Origin of the sequence: Pigmentiphaga soli, assembly GCF_039541095.1 — a bacterium.
GTDB classification, from domain to species: domain Bacteria; phylum Pseudomonadota; class Gammaproteobacteria; order Burkholderiales; family Burkholderiaceae_B; genus Pigmentiphaga; species Pigmentiphaga soli.
Map to the genome: position 1 here is coordinate 17707 of NZ_BAABFO010000017.1, position 14903 is coordinate 32609.

Below are 14903 nucleotides of genomic sequence, written 5' to 3' on the forward strand. Positions count from 1 at the left end.
TCAGCCGGCCGGATCGATCTGCGCCAGCGCGCGGGCGATTTCCTGCGCATCGGTGGGCCGCACCACGCGCGCCGTTTCCGCGCCGTCGCGCAGGAATACCAGCGTGGGCCACAGCTTGACGCCGAACGAGCGGCCCAGCGGCCGGCCCTTGCCGTCCTCGATCTTGAGATGGCGCACGCCCGGGTGGCCGGCGAAGGCCTGGGCGATCAGCGGCTGGGCCGCGCGGCAATAGCCGCACCACGACGTGCCGAATTCGATCACCGCCGGCCCTTGCAGGGCGTCGACCTCGTCGCGGCCGGGGGCGTCGGTCTGATAGGGGACATCGGAAGCCATGTCGTCCTCGCTGCATTCTGAAGGGGGATCCGGCCACCATACCGCATAATGTGGACCGTGCCCACGCGAACCCCCACCACCCCGGCGGCCAAGCCCGCCAAGCCCGCCGCGGCCCGCGCCACCTACCGCCACGGCGACCTGCGGCGCGCCCTGCTCGAAGCCGCCGTCCAGCTCGCGCGCGAAGGCGGGCCGGGCGCGGTCGTGCTGCGCGAGGCCACGCGCCGCGCGGGCGTGGTGCCCAACGCCGCCTACCGCCACTTCGCCAGCCATCGCGACCTGCTGAAGGCGGTGCGCGCGGTGGCGCTGTCGGAAGTGGCCAATTCGATGGAAGCCGAACTGGCCGCGCTCGGCCCGCCGCGCAAGGGCATCCCGTACGCACGGGCCAGCCTGCGCGCGGTCGGCGCCGGCTACCTCAAATTCGCGCTGACGCAAACCGGGCTGTTCCGCACGGCGTTCGCGGTGCCGTTCGAACTCGAGTCGCCGCCCAACCCCGCCGCTGCCGGCGCCGGCGGCCTGAACCCCTTCGAATTGCTGAGCGCCGCGCTGGACCGCCTGCAGCGGGCCGGCGCGCTGTCCGACGCGCAACGGCCCGGGGCCGAATTCCTGGCCTGGTCGGCGGTGCACGGCATGGCGCTGCTCGCCATCGACGGCCCGCTGCGCGGCTTGCCGCCGCCCCGGTTCGAGGCCTTGTGCCAGCGGCTGCTGGAGATGGTGGAACGGGGGCTGTAGGCACCGGCGCCCGGGCTATCATGGCTCGTTTCGCGCCGATTCCAGCCATCGCATCGATGCCCGCCTCCGCTCCCAGCCAGGACCCGCCCCCCGCCCCGCGCACCCGCAACGCCGCCGCCACGCGCGAGCGCATCCTGCGGGCGGCGATCGCCGAGTTCGCCGCCCACGGCTTCGGCGGCGCCCGCATCGAACGCATCTGCGAGGAAGCCGGCATCGCCGGCCGGATGATCTACTACTACTTCCAGAGCAAGGAATCGCTGTTCATCGCCGCGCTGGACGCCGTCTACGCGCAGCTGGCCGAAGCCGAGGCCGCGCTCGACCTGGAATCGCTGGACCCGCGCGACGCGATGCGGCGGCTGGTGGCCTTCGTCTGGCACCACTTCCGCGCCCACCCCGAACTGCTGGGCCTGCTGGCCACCGAGAACCAGCTCGGCGGCCAGCACGTACGCGGCCGGCCCACCGGCGCCCGCCACGCGTCGCGCCAGCTCGCCATCCTGGCCGGCATCCTGGAGCGCGGCGCGGCGGCCGGGCAGTTCCGGCGCGACGCCACCGTGCTCGACGTGTTCATGACCATCTCGGCGTTGTGCTACCACCCGCTGGCCAACCGCCACACGCTGGCCGACTATCTCGGCCGCGACATGGAAGACGACGCGGTGGCCGGCGCCTGGCTGGCGCACATCGGCAACGTCGTCCTGGATTACCTCACGCGGCGCTGAAGCCGGTCCATCGCCGTGCCGGCCGTCCGCCGCCCTGCTTGCGCCCATAATTAATTAACAATTGACTTAATTAAACCTCCCACCTAGCATGGGATTCCACATCGCATCCGCCGCGCCGCGGCGCCTTTCGGAGGACGAGACCATGCAGGGAGTCGTCAACGCCTGGTATCCGCTGGCCTGGACGAGCGAGCTCGGCCAGGCGCCCGTGCGCCGCACCGTGCTGGGCCGCCCGATCGTGGCCTGGCGCGGCGCCGACGGCGCGGTCGCCGCGCTCGATGACCTCTGCCCGCACCGGCTGGCGCCGCTGTCGCGCGGCCGGCTGCGCGACGGCGCCATCGAATGCGCCTACCACGGCCTGCGCTTCGCCGCCGACGGGCGCTGCGTGCGGGTGCCGGGCGAAGAGCGGATCGCGCCGGCGCTGAAGGTGGCGCGCTACGCCACCCGCGAAAAGCTCGGCCTGGCGTGGATCTGGATGGGCGACCCGGAACAGGCCCGGCCGCAAGACATGCTCGACATCCCGGAAGCGGACCGGCCCGGCTGGGCCTACGAACAGGGCGACGCGCTGGGCTACGGCTGCCACTACCTGAACCTGTGCGACAACCTGTGCGACCCGAGCCACGTCAGCTTCCTGCACCCCACCACGCTGGGCGATCCGCTGGGCGAAGGCGTGCCGATCGACACCCGCGCGCAGGGCCGCAGCATCGTCGTGTCGCGCTGGATCCGCAACGTGCCGCCGGTGGCCTCGTTCGCGCCCTTCATCGCCGGTCCGGTCGACCGCTGGCAGTACTACACCTACCATGCGCCCAGCATCACGGTGGTCGACTTCGGCACCGCGCCCGCCGGACGGGTCGGGCCGGAGGGCGACCGCAACCTCGGCCTGCGCGTGCTGATCGGCCACTGCATCACGCCGGTGGACGACGAACGCTGCATCGACCACTGGTTCAGCCTGCGCAACTTCGGCACGGACGACCCGGCAGTGGGCCGCGCGCTGCACGACGGCTTCCGCGTCGCCTACCAGGAAGACAAGGACATGCTGGAGGCCATCCAGCAGGAAGAACGGCGCCATCCCGGCGTGCGGCCGGTGCGCATCGGCATCGACGCGGCGCCGGTGCGCATGCGCCGGCTGGTGGGCCAGATGCAGGACGCCGCGGGCCCTGCCGCAAGCCGAGGTTGAGGCAGCCGGCCGCGCGCGTCCCGGGCTGGGCACCATCCCGGCCGGCGGCGCGCCGCTCCCCGGCCGCAGGCACGCGCCGGCGCCGCTCAGGCCCGGCCCGCCACCATGCGCGCCAGCCGGCCCTGCGGCGCGGCCAGTTCGTCCAGGATCGTGAAATGGTTGTGGCCGCCGAGCGCGGCCAGCTCGCCGCGCAGCCCCGCGCCGCGCCACGCCTGCCAATAGTCGGCCGACTGCCGCGCCAGCTCGGGCAGCTCCAGTTCGCCGAATGCGACGTCGAGCGGCCCCGAGCGCGCCGGCAGGTGCCACAGCGGCGAGGCCTGCGCCGCCGCGGCCCGGTCCAGGCCGAGCTTGGCATTGAGGTAGGAATGCCGGATCGGCTCCAGATCGTAGATGCCGCTGATCGCCAGCCCGCCGGCCACGTCGGGATGGTCCATCGCGCTGGCCGCCAGGTGCGCGCCGGCCGACCAGCCGGCCAGCAGGATCCGGCCGCCCAGCCGCGCGCGCAGCCACGCGACCATCTGCCGCACTTCCTCCACCATGCCGGGCAGGTCGAGTTCGGGCGCCAGCGTATAGCCGCCGATGGCCACGCTGATGCCGTGGGCCAGCGGCCCTTCGGCGACGAAGCGGAAATCCTCGCGCCGGTTCATCTGCCAGTAGCCGCCATGCAGGAACAACAGCACCGGCGCGCCGGCGCCGGCCAGGTACAGGTCGATGCGTTCGCGCGGACGCGGGCCGTAGGGCAGGTCGAGGTCGACGCCGGCGGGCGCCTGCACCGCCTGGCTGCGCTGCGTCCAGCCCTCCATGATGGCGTGGCTGTCGGCCACCGCGGCCCGGTTGTTATAGGCGCGGTCGAGCTGTTCGCGGCTCATGCCGCGGTAGACGAGGTCTGACATGACGAAACTCCGTGGCCCTGCCTCAATGCCCCGGCCGCCCCAGCGTGCCGCGGTGCGACACGTGCCACGAGACGCACACTTTCTCGGCCGCCACGACCAGCCCGTAGAAGACCATGGCCTGGGCCGAGATCCACACCAGCGAAACGAACAGCAGCTCGGTATCGAGGCTGCCGTTGGCCGACACCAGCACATAGCCCAGGCCTTCGTTGGCGCCGATGAACTCGCCCACCAGCGCGCCCACCACCGCCAGCGTGATCGCCACCTTCAGCGAACCGAACAGGTGCGGCAGGGCATTGGGCAGCTGCAGGTAGCGGAAAATGCCCAGGCGCCCCGCTCCCATCGAGCGCAGCAGGTAGATCGAGTTGGTCTCGATGGAGCGCAGGCCGATGATAGTGTCGATCATGATCGGGAAGAAAGCCAGCAGAAAGGCCATCAGCACCTTGGGAAAGAAGCTGAAGCCCAGCCAGATGATCAGCAGCGGCCCGAGCGCCACCTTCGGAATCACCTGCAGGATCACCAGCCACGGATACACCGCCCGCTCCACCGGCTTGAAGAACACGATCAGCGCCGCCAGCACCACCGCGCCGGCCGTGGCCAGCAGGAAGCCGGCGGCGATCTCGGCGGCGGTCAGCCAGGCGTGGCCGGCCATCGTGCCGAAGGTGGCGGCGAATTTTTCCGCGATCTTCGACGGCGACGGCACCAGGTAGGGCGGCAGCCAGCCCATGCGGGAACTGGTTTCCCACGCGGCGATGAACAGCGCCGCGGTGGCCAGGAACATGAGCGGGCCTTCGATGCGGTCGCGCCGCAACAGGCCGGTGAACAGGGAGGGCACGAGGGGCCTGGCCAATAGTCGTTCAGTGCGCACCGATCATTCCCCTGAGCTGTTTCTGGTAGGCGACGAACTCGGCCGAATCGCGCATCTCGATGGTCCGCGGGCGCGGCAGGTCGATGCGCAGGTCGAGGATGACACGGCCCGGGCGCGGCGACATCACCACCACCCGGTCCGACAGGAAGATGGCTTCGGAAATGCTGTGCGTGACCAGGATCGCGGTACGGCGGGTCTGCGACCACAGCGCCTGCAAGTCCAGGTTCATCTGGTCGCGCGTGAGCGCGTCCAGCGCGCCGAAGGGCTCGTCCATCATCAGGATGCGGGCATCGTGCAGCAGGGCCCGGCAGATCGCCGCGCGCTGGCGCATGCCGCCCGACAGCTCCCACGGGCGCCGGTTCTCGAAACCGGCCAGGCCCACCTGCTGCAACAGCTGGCGGGCCCGCTCGCGCGCCGGCGCCAGCGGCAGGCGCCGCACCTCGGCCTGCAGCAGCACGTTTTCCAGCACGGTGCGCCAGTCCACCAGCAGGTCTTGCTGGAACACGATGCCGATGTCGGTAACGGGCCGGTCGACGCGGCGGCCGGCGATGCGGACTTCGCCGCGCGACGGCGCCAGCAGGCCGGCGACGATCATGAACAGCGTGCTCTTGCCGCAGCCGCTGGGGCCGAGGAAGGAGACGAACTCGCCGTCGCCGATCTGCAGGTTGACGTTGTCGAGCGCGGTCACGCTCTGCCCGCGCGAGTTGAACTGGCGGGCGACGCCGTCGATGACGATGGCCGCCGGCGCGGCGGCGCGCAGGGCATCGTTCCTGGCCTGGGATTCGTCCATGCGGGGCCTCCGTTGGCTCGGCGGGATGGTCAAGGGGCGGCGATGAAGTCGTTGGTGTAGACGGCCTCGGGCTTCAGGTCTTTGTTGAGCCCGGCATACTCGCGCAGGATGCCGAGCGCCTTCTGCCAGTCGTCCGGCGATTGCCAGCCGAAGGGCTTGCCCTTGGTGGCCGGCGTGTCCACGTAATCGAGCGCGGCCACGAACGTGTCTTTCAGCGTCTGCTCCTGGCCCTTGAGCAGCGGGCGGGCGGCCACGGTGGCGGCCACCGCGCCGTCGGGGTCCTTCATCGCCTCGGTCCAGGCCTGCGCGGTGGCGGCCACGAAGCGGCGGATCAGGTCGGGCTTGGCCTTGATCAGAGAATCGGCGGCCACGATGCCGTGCGAGGGCAGGTAGAAGTCGGGGCCGGCGCGGAACAGGCCCGGATTGGCGATGCCCACCTTCTGCAGCAGCGGCTTGCCGGCCGTGGCGTAGGTCATCACGGCGTCGGCCTTGCCCTGGGCGACCACGGCGTACTTGATGCTGCAGTCCACCGACAGGTTCTTGACGTCGCCGGGCGCGATGCCGAGCGACTTGAAATAGGCCGGCTGGTAGACCGAGATCGCGTCGCTCGGACACAGCGAGACCGAACGCCCGCGCATGTCGGCCGGCGTCTTGATGCCGCGGCCGTCGGCATAGAACAGCGCCACCGTGGTGGCGCGCAGCACGCCCATCACCACCTTGGCCGGCAGGCCGCGGCCGGCCAGCTGGGCCACGGTGGTGGCGTCGGCGAAGCCGAAGTCGTCGCTGCCGGCGGCGGCCAGCTGGGCCACGCTGGCCGAGCCCTTGCCTTCGTCGACCTGCACGTCGAGCCCGTGCCTGGCGTAGATGCCCTTGGCCACGCCGTAGTAGAACGGCGCGTGGTAGCCGAGCGTGGTCCAGTCCATGCGCACGCGGACCTTGTCCTGCGCGTGCGCGCCCATCGGCAACGCGAACGCGGCCGCGGCCGCCAGGGCGCCGCAGGCGCGCAGTGCCGGCCGCGCCAGCCGCGCGCCGATTGTGTCGAAAACAGGGAAGGCCGCTTTGAACATCGTGAACTCCATCGCTCGGGTCGGGCGCAATGCCCGGGTCGGTCAAGGCTCGGCGAGCCGGATCGTCCCCTCCTGCTCGCCATGAAACGGGCGTTTCTTATGGAACTGCACGGTGCGATGCGCCCTGCCGGGCGCTACGGCGATCGCGGCGCCGGGTCAGGCTGCTTTTTCGTGCGGCGCGATGCGCTCGACCACCTCGCGCAGGCGTTCGCGCCTGTCGGCGGCCAGCGGGCGCACGGGGGCGCGCGTGGGGCCGGCGTCGCGGCCGGCCATCGCCATCGCTTCCTTGATGACGACCGGGAACGAACCCAGCGCCCAGGCCTCGCGCAGCGGCGCGAAGATGTCGGAAATGCGCACCGCCTCGGCCAGGTCGCCGCGGCGGAAGGCGTCGTACAGCTTGAGCATCAGGCGCGGGAAGACGTTGGCGGCGGGCGAGATCGTGCCCTCGCCGCCGTGCACCAGCAGCGACAGGGCGATGGTGTCGCGGCCCGAGAACAGCAGCGCGCGGCGGTCCGTCAACAGCTTGTATTCCACCGATTGGGTGACGTCGCCGCTCGAATCCTTGATGCCGACGATGGTGGGCGCCTCGCGCATGCTGCGCGCCAGCGTGGCCGGCAGCACGTTGACGCTGGTGCGCGGCGGATTGTTGTACAGCATGACCGGCAGGTCGGTGGCCGCCGCGATCGCGGTGTAGTGCTCGACCAGTTCCGGCTGGGTGGGCTGCACGAAATACGGCGTGATGACCAGCGCCAGGTCGACGCCGATCGCCTTGGCGGCCTTGGTGACGCGCACCGCGGCGCGGGTGGTGACGCCGCCGGTGCCGGCGTACACCGGCACCCGGCCGGCCACGGTCTCGACCGCGATTTCGAGCAACCGCAGGTGTTCGGCCTCGTCGAGCGCGAAGAACTCGCCCTGGCTGCCGGCCACCGAAATGCCATGCACGCCGCAGGCGATGTAGTCCTCGATCAATTCGCGCGTGCGCGCCTCGTCGAAGCGTTCGTCGGCGGTGAAGGGCGTGGCCATCGCGGGCACGACGCCATGGAATCTGCTCAGGTCCATCGATGGCTCCGATCGAGGGTGGAAGAAGGGCGCGCGGGCTATTTCTTGGCGCCGACCCAGCCGTTGTGGGAAATGTCGAAGATCACGCCGGCGGGATCGCGGAATTTCATTTCGTAGTACAGGGAATCCTTTTCCAGCGGCAGTTCGCGGAAGAAGGTGCCGCCGTGTTCGACGATGCGCTGCGACTGCGCCTCCAGGTCGTCGACCCAGAAGCCGATGTGGTTGATGCAGGTGGCGTCCTTGTCCATGCCGGCCCACTCGTCGGCCTTGTACTTGAGCAGGGCCAGCGAGATCGTGCCGTCCGACAGGTACAGGCCCTTGGCCAGCGGGGAATCGGTCTCGCCCACGATTTCCATGCCGAACGTCTCGCAGTAGAACTTCGCGCTTGCCTGCGGGTCGGGCACCGACATCGCGATGTGGCGGATCTTGGCCATTGCGGCTCCTTGAAATCGACGGATCCGGTTGTTGCCGGAAAACAAAATTGCACTCTTTTTTTATAATTTGTATGCAATATATTGAGCCAGTCGACATTCGTCAACAGAAAAAGGTGGTACGGCACGATTTGCGTCGACGCACCATCGTGGGGCAAATTGGCCCCAAAATACGGGAATATGCAGGGTTCGTGCCAGAACCGCCCTTGGCATGCTTGCCGCCGGCCCGGTGCGCCGCGGGCCGCGAGCCGCAAAGGGCGGGTTGTATACTCCGGCGTTCAGAAATGGGTAACCCGCTCGCGCCATGGCAGGCAAGACGCTTTCGCAGTCGATCGTGCAGTCGCTCGCGTCCGACATCATCGCGGGCCAGCTGCAGCCCGGCAGTCGCCTCGACGAACAGTCGCTGGCCGATCGCTTCAAGGTGTCGCGCAGCCCCGTGCGCGACGCGCTGCGCCACCTGGCCGCCACCCGGCTGGTCGAATACTTCCCGCGCCGCGGGTTCTCGGTGGCCCGCGTCGATCACGACCAGTTGCGCGACATGTACGAAGGCCTGACCGAGATCGAGGCCATCTGCGCCGGGCTGTGCGCGCTGCGTGCCGACCCGATGGAGCGCACTCTCATCCAGTCTCTGTACCGGCAATGCCTGGCCGCGGCCGAGAGCGACGATCCCGAGGCCTACGCCGCCGCCAACGACGAGTTCCACCGCGCCATCTATGCCGGCGCCCACAACGACACGCTGGAAAGCGTGGCCACCGAAATGCGGCAGCGGCTGGCGCCGTTCCGTTCGCGGCAGTTCTTCAAGCGTTCGCGCATCGAAAGCTCCATGGAAGAACACCGCCGCCTGGTCGACGCCCTGCTGGCGCAGGACAGCCAGGCGGCCGCGGCGGCCATGCGCAGCCATGCGGTCCATACCGCGGTCAACGTCCTGAATCTCATCTCGGGGTAGCGCGGCGGTGCCTGGATCGCCTGCCCCTCACACCGCAGCGGCCGGCGGGCCTGCCGCTTCCTCGCAGTACATCGGCCGCCGCAGCCCCGCCTTCCGGCGCGCGGTGGCGGCGCTGTTCGCGTCCGGCTTCTCCACCTTCGCGCTGCTGTACTACGTGCAGCCCCTGATGCCGGTGTTCGCCAAGGCCTTCGGCGTGTCGCCGGCGGCCAGCAGCCTGTCGCTGTCGGCCACCACGGCGCTGCTGGCGCTGGCGATGCTGGTGGCCAGCACGCTGTCGGATACCTTCGGCCGGCGCGCGCTGATGGTGGCCTCGCTGCTGTCGTCGGCGGCGCTGACGCTGGCCAGCGTGCTGTTCCCGCAATGGTCGGTGCTGGTGGCGGCGCGCGCGCTGATGGGCATCACGCTCAGCGGCCTGCCGGCGGTGGCGATGGCCTATGTGGGCGAAGAGATCGAGCCGCGCTCGAGCGGGCTGGCGATGGGGCTGTACATCGGCGGGTCGGCGCTGGGCGGCATGGGCGGGCGGCTGCTGGCCGGGCTGATCGCCGACGTCGCCGACTGGCATGCGGCCACGCTGGCGATCGGCGCGCTCGGCTTCGTCGGCGCGGCCCTGTTCTGGCGGCTGCTGCCGCCGCCGCGCAACTTCCGCCCGCGGCCGCTGCAGCTGCGGCTGGCGCTGCGCGGCTTCGGCGGCAATCTGTCGGATCCGGTGCTGCGACGGCTGTTCGCGCAGGCCTTCCTGCTGATGGGCGCCTTCGTGGCCGTCTACAACTACATCGGCTACCGGCTGCTGGCGCCGCCGTTCGGCATGAGCCAGGCGGTGGTGGGGCTGGTGTCGGCCGTCTACCTGGGCGGCATCTTCAGCTCGGCGTGGATGGGCAACCTGGGGGCCCGGCTGGGACACCATCGCGTCATGTGGGCTGGCGTCGCGCTCGAACTGGCGGGGCTGGCGATGACCTTGTCCGACTCGCTGGCCATGGTGGTGGGCGGGCTGGCGGTGCTCACCTTCGGCTTCTTCGGCGCGCATTCGATCTGCAGCGCGTGGGTGGCGCGGCGGGCGGGCAGTGGCCGGGCGCAGGCCTCGGCGCTGTACCTGTTCTGCTATTACGCGGGGTCGAGCGCGGTCGGCTATGCAGGCGGGATCGCGCTGTCGCTGGGGCAGTGGCCGGGGCTGGCGGCGCTGCTGGGGGTGCTGTTGGCGGCGGGGCTGGCCAATGCCCTGTTCCTGGCGCGGCGCGCGTCGGCGCCGGCACGCTGAGGACGCGGCCGGCGCGGCGGCGGCGTTTCCCGAAAGGCGCGAGACCGTCCGCCTCCCGCTCGCCCGCGCTACGGGCCGGCCCCCTCATGGCGGGCCATGGCCGGCGGACGCCGGCCGCCGATCGTGCGCTGCGCCTCCGTCCCGCTGGCCAGTTCCACCACTTCCTCGGTGATCTCGTCCTGGCGCGCCAGCCGTTCTTCGCGCGCCAGTTCTTCCAGCCGGCGGTCGATGTGCGCGCGCGCCGCGGCCATCGCGGTCATGCGCGCGGTGTTCTCGGCCGCGAAGCCGTACAGCACGGCCTCGTTGAGCGCCGCGAACAGGTATTCGGCCGCCAGCCGTTCGAGCAGCAGCGGCGGCGGCAGGTTGACCAGCGGCGGCTGGCGCATGCGCGCCGGCGCGATGTGGCGCAGGTCGAGCGGCAGCAGCGAGCGGCGCTCGACGGCGATCTCGCCGCCCGCGGCCGGCCGCGCGAACACCATGTCGACCCGCGCGATATCGCCCTCGCGCATGCGGTCTTCCAGCATGGCGGCGATGCGGTTGGCCAGCGCGCCGGCCGAGGCGGCCTGCGACACCATCGGCGCCTGCCAGGCCACGCGCAGGCCGCGGGCCTGGGCCAGCCGCACGCCGCGGCTGCCGACCACCATCAGCTCGGCCTCGGCCGGCGGGCCGCCGGCGGCGTCGAAGACGGCATCGCTGAACGGGCCGGCAAAACCTTGCTCGGCGCAGAACAGCAGCAGCGCCGGCCGCCGCCCCGGCGCCGGCGGCCCGTCGCCGGCGCCTACGGGCAGCAGGGTCAGCGCCTGGGCGATGGCCTGGGCGACGATGTCGGCATAGGCCCGCACGCCTTCGAGCAGGCCGCGGCTCTGCTGCGCGCGCGAGGCGGCGATGCCGCGCAGCGCCGACACCACGCCGCCCAGTTGGCGCACGGTGGCCACGCGGTCGTGCAGCTCGGACAGCCGCTGTCCCATCAGGCCGGCCCCGGCGGCGCGGCCAGCGTGGCGGCCAGGGCCTGCAGTTCGCGCACGAACAGCTCGCGCCGTTCCGGCGGCAGCGCGGCGCCCGCGGCCACGGCCGCCGCCAGCCCGCTGCCCTCGCCGGCCAGCCAGCCGTCGAGCGCGGCGCGGAACGCCGGCAGGCGCTCGACCGGCAGGCGGTCCAGCGCGCCGCCTTGCAGCGCCAGCAGCAGCGCCACCTGGCGGTCGAGCGGCAGCGGCGCGTATTGCGGCTGGGCCAGCGCCGCGCGGATCCGCTGGCCGCGCGCGATCTGCGCCTGCACGCGCGGCTCCAGCGCCGCGCCGAAGCGGGTGAAGACCTCCAGCTCCAGGAACTGGGCGTAGTCCAGGCGCAGCGATTCCACCGCCTGCCGCAGGATCTTGGCCTGGGTCTTGCCGCCGATGCGGCTGACCGACAGGCCGGTGTCGACGGCCGGCTTCTGCCCGGCGTAGAACAGCTTGGCATCGAGCACGATCTGGCCGTCGGTGATCGAGATCAGGTTGGTGGGGATGTAGGCGCTGAGGTTGCCGGCCTCGGTCTCGGCGATCGGCAGCGCCGTCAGCGAACCGCCGCCCAGTTGCGGCGACAGCTTGGCGGCGCGTTCCAGCAGCCGCGCGTGCACGTAGAAGACGTCGCCGGGATAGGCTTCGCGGCCCGGCGGCTGGCGGGTCAGCAGCGCCAGTTCGCGATGGGTGGCGGCGTGCTTGGAGAGGTCGTTCACCACCACCAGCGCGTGCTGGCCGCGGTCGCGGAAGTATTCGGCGATGGTGAAGCCGGCGAACGGCGCGATCCATTGCAGGCCGGGCGCCGACGACGCGCCGGCCACCACGAAGACCGTGCGCTGCGGCGCGCCGTGGCGGCGCACGGCGTCGATCACGCGCGCGGTCGAACTGGATTTCTGGCCGATCGCCACGTACACGCAGACCAGGTCGCTGTGCTTCTGGTTGATGATGGCGTCGGTGGCGATCGCGGTCTTGCCGGTGGCGCGGTCGCCGATGATCAGCTCGCGCTGGCCGCGGCCCAGCGCGAACAGCGCGTCGACCGCCAGCAGGCCGGTCTGCACCGGCTCGGTCACCAGGTCGCGGTCGATGATGGCGGGCGCGTCGCGCTCGGCCGGGTCCAGCCGCTCGGCGGCCAGCGGCTCGCCGCTGTCCAGCGGGCGGCCGAGCGGGTCCACCACCCGGCCGGCCAGCGCCTGGCCCACCGGCACGCGCACCACGTCGCCCACGCCCGTCACCCGCATGCCGGACTCGATGCCGGCACCCTCGTCCAGCAGCACGCAGCCCACGCTGCCGGCGTCCAGCGTGAGCGCGTAGCCCAGGCTGCCGTTCTCGAAACGCAGCAATTCGTTCAGGCGCAGGCCCGGCAGGCCCGACACGGTGGCGATGCCGTCGCCGACCGCCTCGACGCGGCCGATCTCTTCCACCGCGGTCTGCAGCGGGGCGCGTTCCACCTGCTGCGCGGCGCGCGGCAGCCAGGATTGCAGGGCGGCGTTCAAGGTGTCCATCGATGTCCTACGTATCGGGCAAGGCTGCGCGGCGCGCAGCGCATGCGGCATGAAAGCGGGTCGGCGCGGCCACGGGCTGCCCCTCACGCGCCGCCGGCCGCGGCAACCGAAGCGGCGGCCGTGGACGGCGAAGCGCCATCGTCGAGCGCGCCCAGGATGCGATCGAGATCGGCGGCCCAGGTGTTGCGCACGACGACGTGGCGGAAGCGCAATTCGATGCCCGCCACCAGTGCCGGGTCTTCGACCGGTTCGACCTGCACCGGCCCGCCCAGCGCCGCGGCCAGCCGCTCGCCGCAGCGTTGCATCCAGTCGGGCTCTGGCATGGCGGCCAGCGCCACCCGCACGCCGCCCTCCGCGGCATCCTCGCGCAGTTCACGGCGCCGCGCTTCCGGCAATGCCGCCACGGCCTGGCAGACATCGTCGAGGAAGGCATCGGCCAGCGCGCCGCCGGGCAGCCGCCGCAGCAGCCGGCGCGCGATGTCGACCGCCAGGTGCGCGCCGCGCGCCGTCAGCGCGGCCTCGGCTTCGGCCAGCTCGCGGGCAGCCGCGGCCTGCGCTTCCTGCGCGCGGCGGGCGGCCTCCTCGGCGCCGCGCGCCAGCAGCGCGTCGCGTTCGGCCTGCGCCGCCGTGCGGGCATCGGCCAGCAGCTTTTCGCGTTCGGCCGCCATGCCGGCGCGCTCGGCCTCCAGCGACCTGGCCTTCTCCTCGGCCGCGGCGCGCGCGGCGTCGGCCTGGGTCAGCCGCTCGGCGGCCAGCGCCTGGCGCTGCGCCAGGATCCGGCTCACCGGCTTGAACAGGAAGCGCTGCAGCAGCCACAACAGGACCAGGACGTTGACCGTCTGCAGCCCCAGCGTCCACGGATCGAATTCCATCGCGCCGCTCAGCTCACGAAGGGATTGGCGAACAGCAGCAGCAGCGCGATCACCAGGCAGTAGATCGCCATCGTCTCGATCATCGCCAGGCCGATCAGCAGCGTGCGCGAGATCGTGCCGGCGGCCTCGGGCTGGCGCGCGATGGCGTCCATCGCGGCGGCGATCGCGCGCCCTTCGCCGAAGGCGGGGCCGATCGCGCCGAACGAAATGGCCAGCGCGGCGCAGATGATGCTGACGATGCGGATGTAGTCTTCTGCGGTCATGGGGACTCCTGGGGTGAAGCGCTGCCGTGGTCGTCGCCGACGGCCGCGCCGATGAACACCATCGCCAGCACGGCGAAGATGTAGGCCTGGATGACGCCGACCAGCACGTCGAGCGCCATGAAGGGGATCGGCACGAACAGCCCGGCCAGCGACAGCACGATGCCGAGCACGAACACGCCGCTCATGACGTTGCCGAACAGCCGGATCATCAGCGAGAACACGCGCGTCAGGTTCTCCAGCACGTTGAGCGGCAGCATGGCCCAGCCGGGGTCGGCGAAACTCTTCAGGTAGCCGCCCAGCCCGCGCGCCCGGATGCCGTAGGCGATCACCGAGCAGAACACGATCAGCGCCAGCGCGGCGTCGGTTTCCAGGTGCGCGGTGGGCGGCTCGTTGCCCGGCACCAGCGACGACAGGTTGGCGCACAGCACGTAGGCGAAGATGGTGCCGACCAGCGGCAGGTAGGGCGCCGGCTCGACCCGCATCACGTCGACGATGTGCTGCGAGATCAATTCGACGAACCATTCGGCCGCCGTTTGCGTGCGGCTCGGGTTTTCCACGCGCAGGCGGCGCGCCAGCAGCGCGCAGCCCACCGCCAGCACCGCCATGATGGCCCAGGTGGACAGCACCTGGGCGGCGATCGGCACCGGCCCGATGTGGAACAGCGGCGGCGAGGATAGCGGCGAGCCCGTCATGCCGGCCGCCTGTTGCGCAAGGCCCACTGGCGGCCGGCCACCACGCCGGCCAGGGCCACCAGCAGCGGCACCGCGCCGGCATGGGCGACGGCGGCCAGCGCCGCGATCACCAGCGCCAGCCGCGCGCCCTGCAAGGCGATGCCGCGCCAGGGAGCGCCGGCCAGATACAGCCGCAGGTTCCACGACAGCGTGGCGAAGTGGAACAGGCCGATGGCCACGCCGATCGCGGCGAAGGCCAATATGGCGCCGAGTTCGTGCAAGGCCGCGTTCACGGATGGCCCCTCCTGCCGCCGCGCGGGAGAAGGGGCGCCTTCGCCC

The 14903-nt window shown here is 71.6% G+C and carries 18 protein-coding genes; 5 read left to right on the forward strand and 13 right to left on the reverse strand.

Translation table 11 applies throughout. The features are described from left to right. Positions 1–333, reverse strand: coding sequence for a thioredoxin family protein (locus ABD927_RS16660; protein ID WP_345250965.1), 333 nt, complete (start codon positions 331–333; stop codon positions 1–3). A 48-nt stretch (positions 334–381) separates the two neighbouring features. Here ABD927_RS16660 and ABD927_RS16665 point away from each other — a divergent pair, with 48 nt between their 5' ends. The 3 genes from ABD927_RS16665 (at position 382) to ABD927_RS16675 (ending at position 2952) form a co-directional block, all read left to right on the forward strand. Beyond that, the gene (locus ABD927_RS16665) at positions 382–1062 is read left to right on the forward strand and encodes a TetR/AcrR family transcriptional regulator (RefSeq protein WP_425570282.1); all 681 of its coding nucleotides are present in this window, start codon (positions 382–384) and stop codon (positions 1060–1062) included. 56 nt (positions 1063–1118) lie between these two features. Next, positions 1119–1778 (forward strand): TetR/AcrR family transcriptional regulator, encoded by a 660-nt coding sequence (locus ABD927_RS16670; RefSeq protein ID WP_345250967.1) that lies wholly within the window; start codon positions 1119–1121, stop codon positions 1776–1778. Between the two features lie 142 nt (positions 1779–1920). Further along, entirely contained in the window at positions 1921–2952 is a 1032-nt protein-coding gene (locus ABD927_RS16675) for an aromatic ring-hydroxylating dioxygenase subunit alpha (protein ID WP_345250968.1), read from the forward strand. 86 nt (positions 2953–3038) lie between these two features. Here ABD927_RS16675 and ABD927_RS16680 read toward each other — a convergent pair whose 3' ends face one another. The 6 genes from ABD927_RS16680 to ABD927_RS16705 all read right to left on the reverse strand — a co-directional run bounded on the left by ABD927_RS16680 (position 3039) and on the right by ABD927_RS16705 (position 8060). Next, positions 3039–3845 carry an alpha/beta hydrolase gene (locus ABD927_RS16680; protein ID WP_345250969.1) on the reverse strand — a complete coding sequence of 269 codons (807 nt, stop codon included), beginning with the start codon at positions 3843–3845 and terminating at the stop codon, positions 3039–3041. Positions 3846–3867: 22 nt separating this feature from the next. Continuing rightward, positions 3868–4710 carry an ABC transporter permease gene (locus tag ABD927_RS16685; protein ID WP_345250970.1) on the reverse strand — a complete coding sequence of 281 codons (843 nt, stop codon included), beginning with the start codon at positions 4708–4710 and terminating at the stop codon, positions 3868–3870. Continuing rightward, positions 4700–5500: an ABC transporter ATP-binding protein gene (locus tag ABD927_RS16690; RefSeq protein ID WP_345250971.1), complete on the reverse strand. Its 801-nt coding sequence runs from the start codon at positions 5498–5500 to the stop codon at positions 4700–4702. The genes ABD927_RS16685 and ABD927_RS16690 overlap by 11 nt, the downstream gene beginning before the upstream one ends. A 29-nt stretch (positions 5501–5529) precedes the next feature. Next, positions 5530–6567, reverse strand: coding sequence for an ABC transporter substrate-binding protein (locus ABD927_RS16695; protein ID WP_345250972.1), 1038 nt, complete (start codon positions 6565–6567; stop codon positions 5530–5532). Between the two features lie 156 nt (positions 6568–6723). Next, on the reverse strand, positions 6724–7626 hold the full coding sequence (gene dapA / locus ABD927_RS16700) for a 4-hydroxy-tetrahydrodipicolinate synthase (RefSeq protein WP_345250973.1): 903 nt from the start codon (positions 7624–7626) through the stop codon (positions 6724–6726). 38 nt (positions 7627–7664) lie between these two features. Next, a complete protein-coding gene (locus ABD927_RS16705; RefSeq protein ID WP_345250974.1) occupies positions 7665–8060 on the reverse strand; it encodes a VOC family protein in 396 nt (131 codons plus the stop codon). A gap of 301 nt (positions 8061–8361) precedes the next feature. On the opposite strand from ABD927_RS16705, the gene ABD927_RS16710 reads away from it, so the two are divergent. Together ABD927_RS16710 and ABD927_RS16715 are read left to right on the forward strand one after the other, a co-directional pair. Next, positions 8362–9003 (forward strand): GntR family transcriptional regulator, encoded by a 642-nt coding sequence (locus tag ABD927_RS16710; protein WP_345250975.1) that lies wholly within the window; start codon positions 8362–8364, stop codon positions 9001–9003. Positions 9004–9010: 7 nt separating this feature from the next. Beyond that, complete coding sequence (locus ABD927_RS16715) at positions 9011–10258, forward strand: MFS transporter (RefSeq protein WP_345250976.1); 1248 nt, start codon at positions 9011–9013, stop codon at positions 10256–10258. Between the two features lie 68 nt (positions 10259–10326). On the opposite strand, the gene ABD927_RS16720 is transcribed toward ABD927_RS16715, so the two are convergent. The 6 genes from ABD927_RS16720 to ABD927_RS16745 form a co-directional block, all read right to left on the reverse strand. Beyond that, complete coding sequence (locus tag ABD927_RS16720; protein ID WP_345250977.1) at positions 10327–11226, reverse strand: F0F1 ATP synthase subunit gamma; 900 nt, start codon at positions 11224–11226, stop codon at positions 10327–10329. Next, the gene (locus tag ABD927_RS16725) at positions 11226–12758 is read right to left on the reverse strand and encodes a F0F1 ATP synthase subunit alpha (RefSeq protein WP_345250978.1); all 1533 of its coding nucleotides are present in this window, start codon (positions 12756–12758) and stop codon (positions 11226–11228) included. Before ABD927_RS16725 ends, ABD927_RS16720 begins: the two co-directional genes overlap by 1 nt. An 83-nt stretch (positions 12759–12841) precedes the next feature. Beyond that, positions 12842–13630: a F0F1 ATP synthase subunit B family protein gene (locus tag ABD927_RS16730; RefSeq protein WP_345250979.1), complete on the reverse strand. Its 789-nt coding sequence runs from the start codon at positions 13628–13630 to the stop codon at positions 12842–12844. A gap of 8 nt (positions 13631–13638) precedes the next feature. Then, complete coding sequence (locus ABD927_RS16735; RefSeq protein WP_345250980.1) at positions 13639–13893, reverse strand: F0F1 ATP synthase subunit C; 255 nt, start codon at positions 13891–13893, stop codon at positions 13639–13641. Beyond that, positions 13890–14585, reverse strand: coding sequence for a F0F1 ATP synthase subunit A (locus ABD927_RS16740; protein WP_345250981.1), 696 nt, complete (start codon positions 14583–14585; stop codon positions 13890–13892). Before ABD927_RS16740 ends, ABD927_RS16735 begins: the two co-directional genes overlap by 4 nt. Next, positions 14582–14857 (reverse strand): N-ATPase subunit AtpR, encoded by a 276-nt coding sequence (locus tag ABD927_RS16745; protein WP_345250982.1) that lies wholly within the window; start codon positions 14855–14857, stop codon positions 14582–14584. Before ABD927_RS16745 ends, ABD927_RS16740 begins: the two co-directional genes overlap by 4 nt. Positions 14858–14903 lie beyond the last annotated feature (46 nt).

Excerpts from the sequence above, each read along its gene's own strand:
- ABD927_RS16680 (WP_345250969.1), bottom strand. The coding sequence starts at position 3,845 with ATGTCAGACCTCGTCTACCGCGGCATGAGCCGCGAACAGCTCGACCGC.
- ABD927_RS16720 (WP_345250977.1), bottom strand. The coding sequence starts at position 11,226 with ATGGGACAGCGGCTGTCCGAGCTGCACGACCGCGTGGCCACCGTGCGC.
- ABD927_RS16670 (WP_345250967.1), top strand. The coding sequence starts at position 1,119 with ATGCCCGCCTCCGCTCCCAGCCAGGACCCGCCCCCCGCCCCGCGCACC.
- dapA (WP_345250973.1), bottom strand. The coding sequence starts at position 7,626 with ATGGACCTGAGCAGATTCCATGGCGTCGTGCCCGCGATGGCCACGCCC.
- ABD927_RS16710 (WP_345250975.1), top strand. The coding sequence starts at position 8,362 with ATGGCAGGCAAGACGCTTTCGCAGTCGATCGTGCAGTCGCTCGCGTCC.
- ABD927_RS16675 (WP_345250968.1), top strand. The coding sequence starts at position 1,921 with ATGCAGGGAGTCGTCAACGCCTGGTATCCGCTGGCCTGGACGAGCGAG.
- ABD927_RS16735 (WP_345250980.1), bottom strand. The coding sequence starts at position 13,893 with ATGACCGCAGAAGACTACATCCGCATCGTCAGCATCATCTGCGCCGCG.
- ABD927_RS16730 (WP_345250979.1), bottom strand. The coding sequence starts at position 13,630 with ATGGAATTCGATCCGTGGACGCTGGGGCTGCAGACGGTCAACGTCCTG.
- ABD927_RS16705 (WP_345250974.1), bottom strand. The coding sequence starts at position 8,060 with ATGGCCAAGATCCGCCACATCGCGATGTCGGTGCCCGACCCGCAGGCA.
- ABD927_RS16725 (WP_345250978.1), bottom strand. The coding sequence starts at position 12,758 with ATGGACACCTTGAACGCCGCCCTGCAATCCTGGCTGCCGCGCGCCGCG.
- ABD927_RS16740 (WP_345250981.1), bottom strand. The coding sequence starts at position 14,585 with ATGACGGGCTCGCCGCTATCCTCGCCGCCGCTGTTCCACATCGGGCCG.
- ABD927_RS16695 (WP_345250972.1), bottom strand. The coding sequence starts at position 6,567 with ATGTTCAAAGCGGCCTTCCCTGTTTTCGACACAATCGGCGCGCGGCTG.
- ABD927_RS16660 (WP_345250965.1), bottom strand. The coding sequence starts at position 333 with ATGGCTTCCGATGTCCCCTATCAGACCGACGCCCCCGGCCGCGACGAG.
- ABD927_RS16690 (WP_345250971.1), bottom strand. The coding sequence starts at position 5,500 with ATGGACGAATCCCAGGCCAGGAACGATGCCCTGCGCGCCGCCGCGCCG.
- ABD927_RS16665 (WP_425570282.1), top strand. The coding sequence starts at position 382 with ATGTGGACCGTGCCCACGCGAACCCCCACCACCCCGGCGGCCAAGCCC.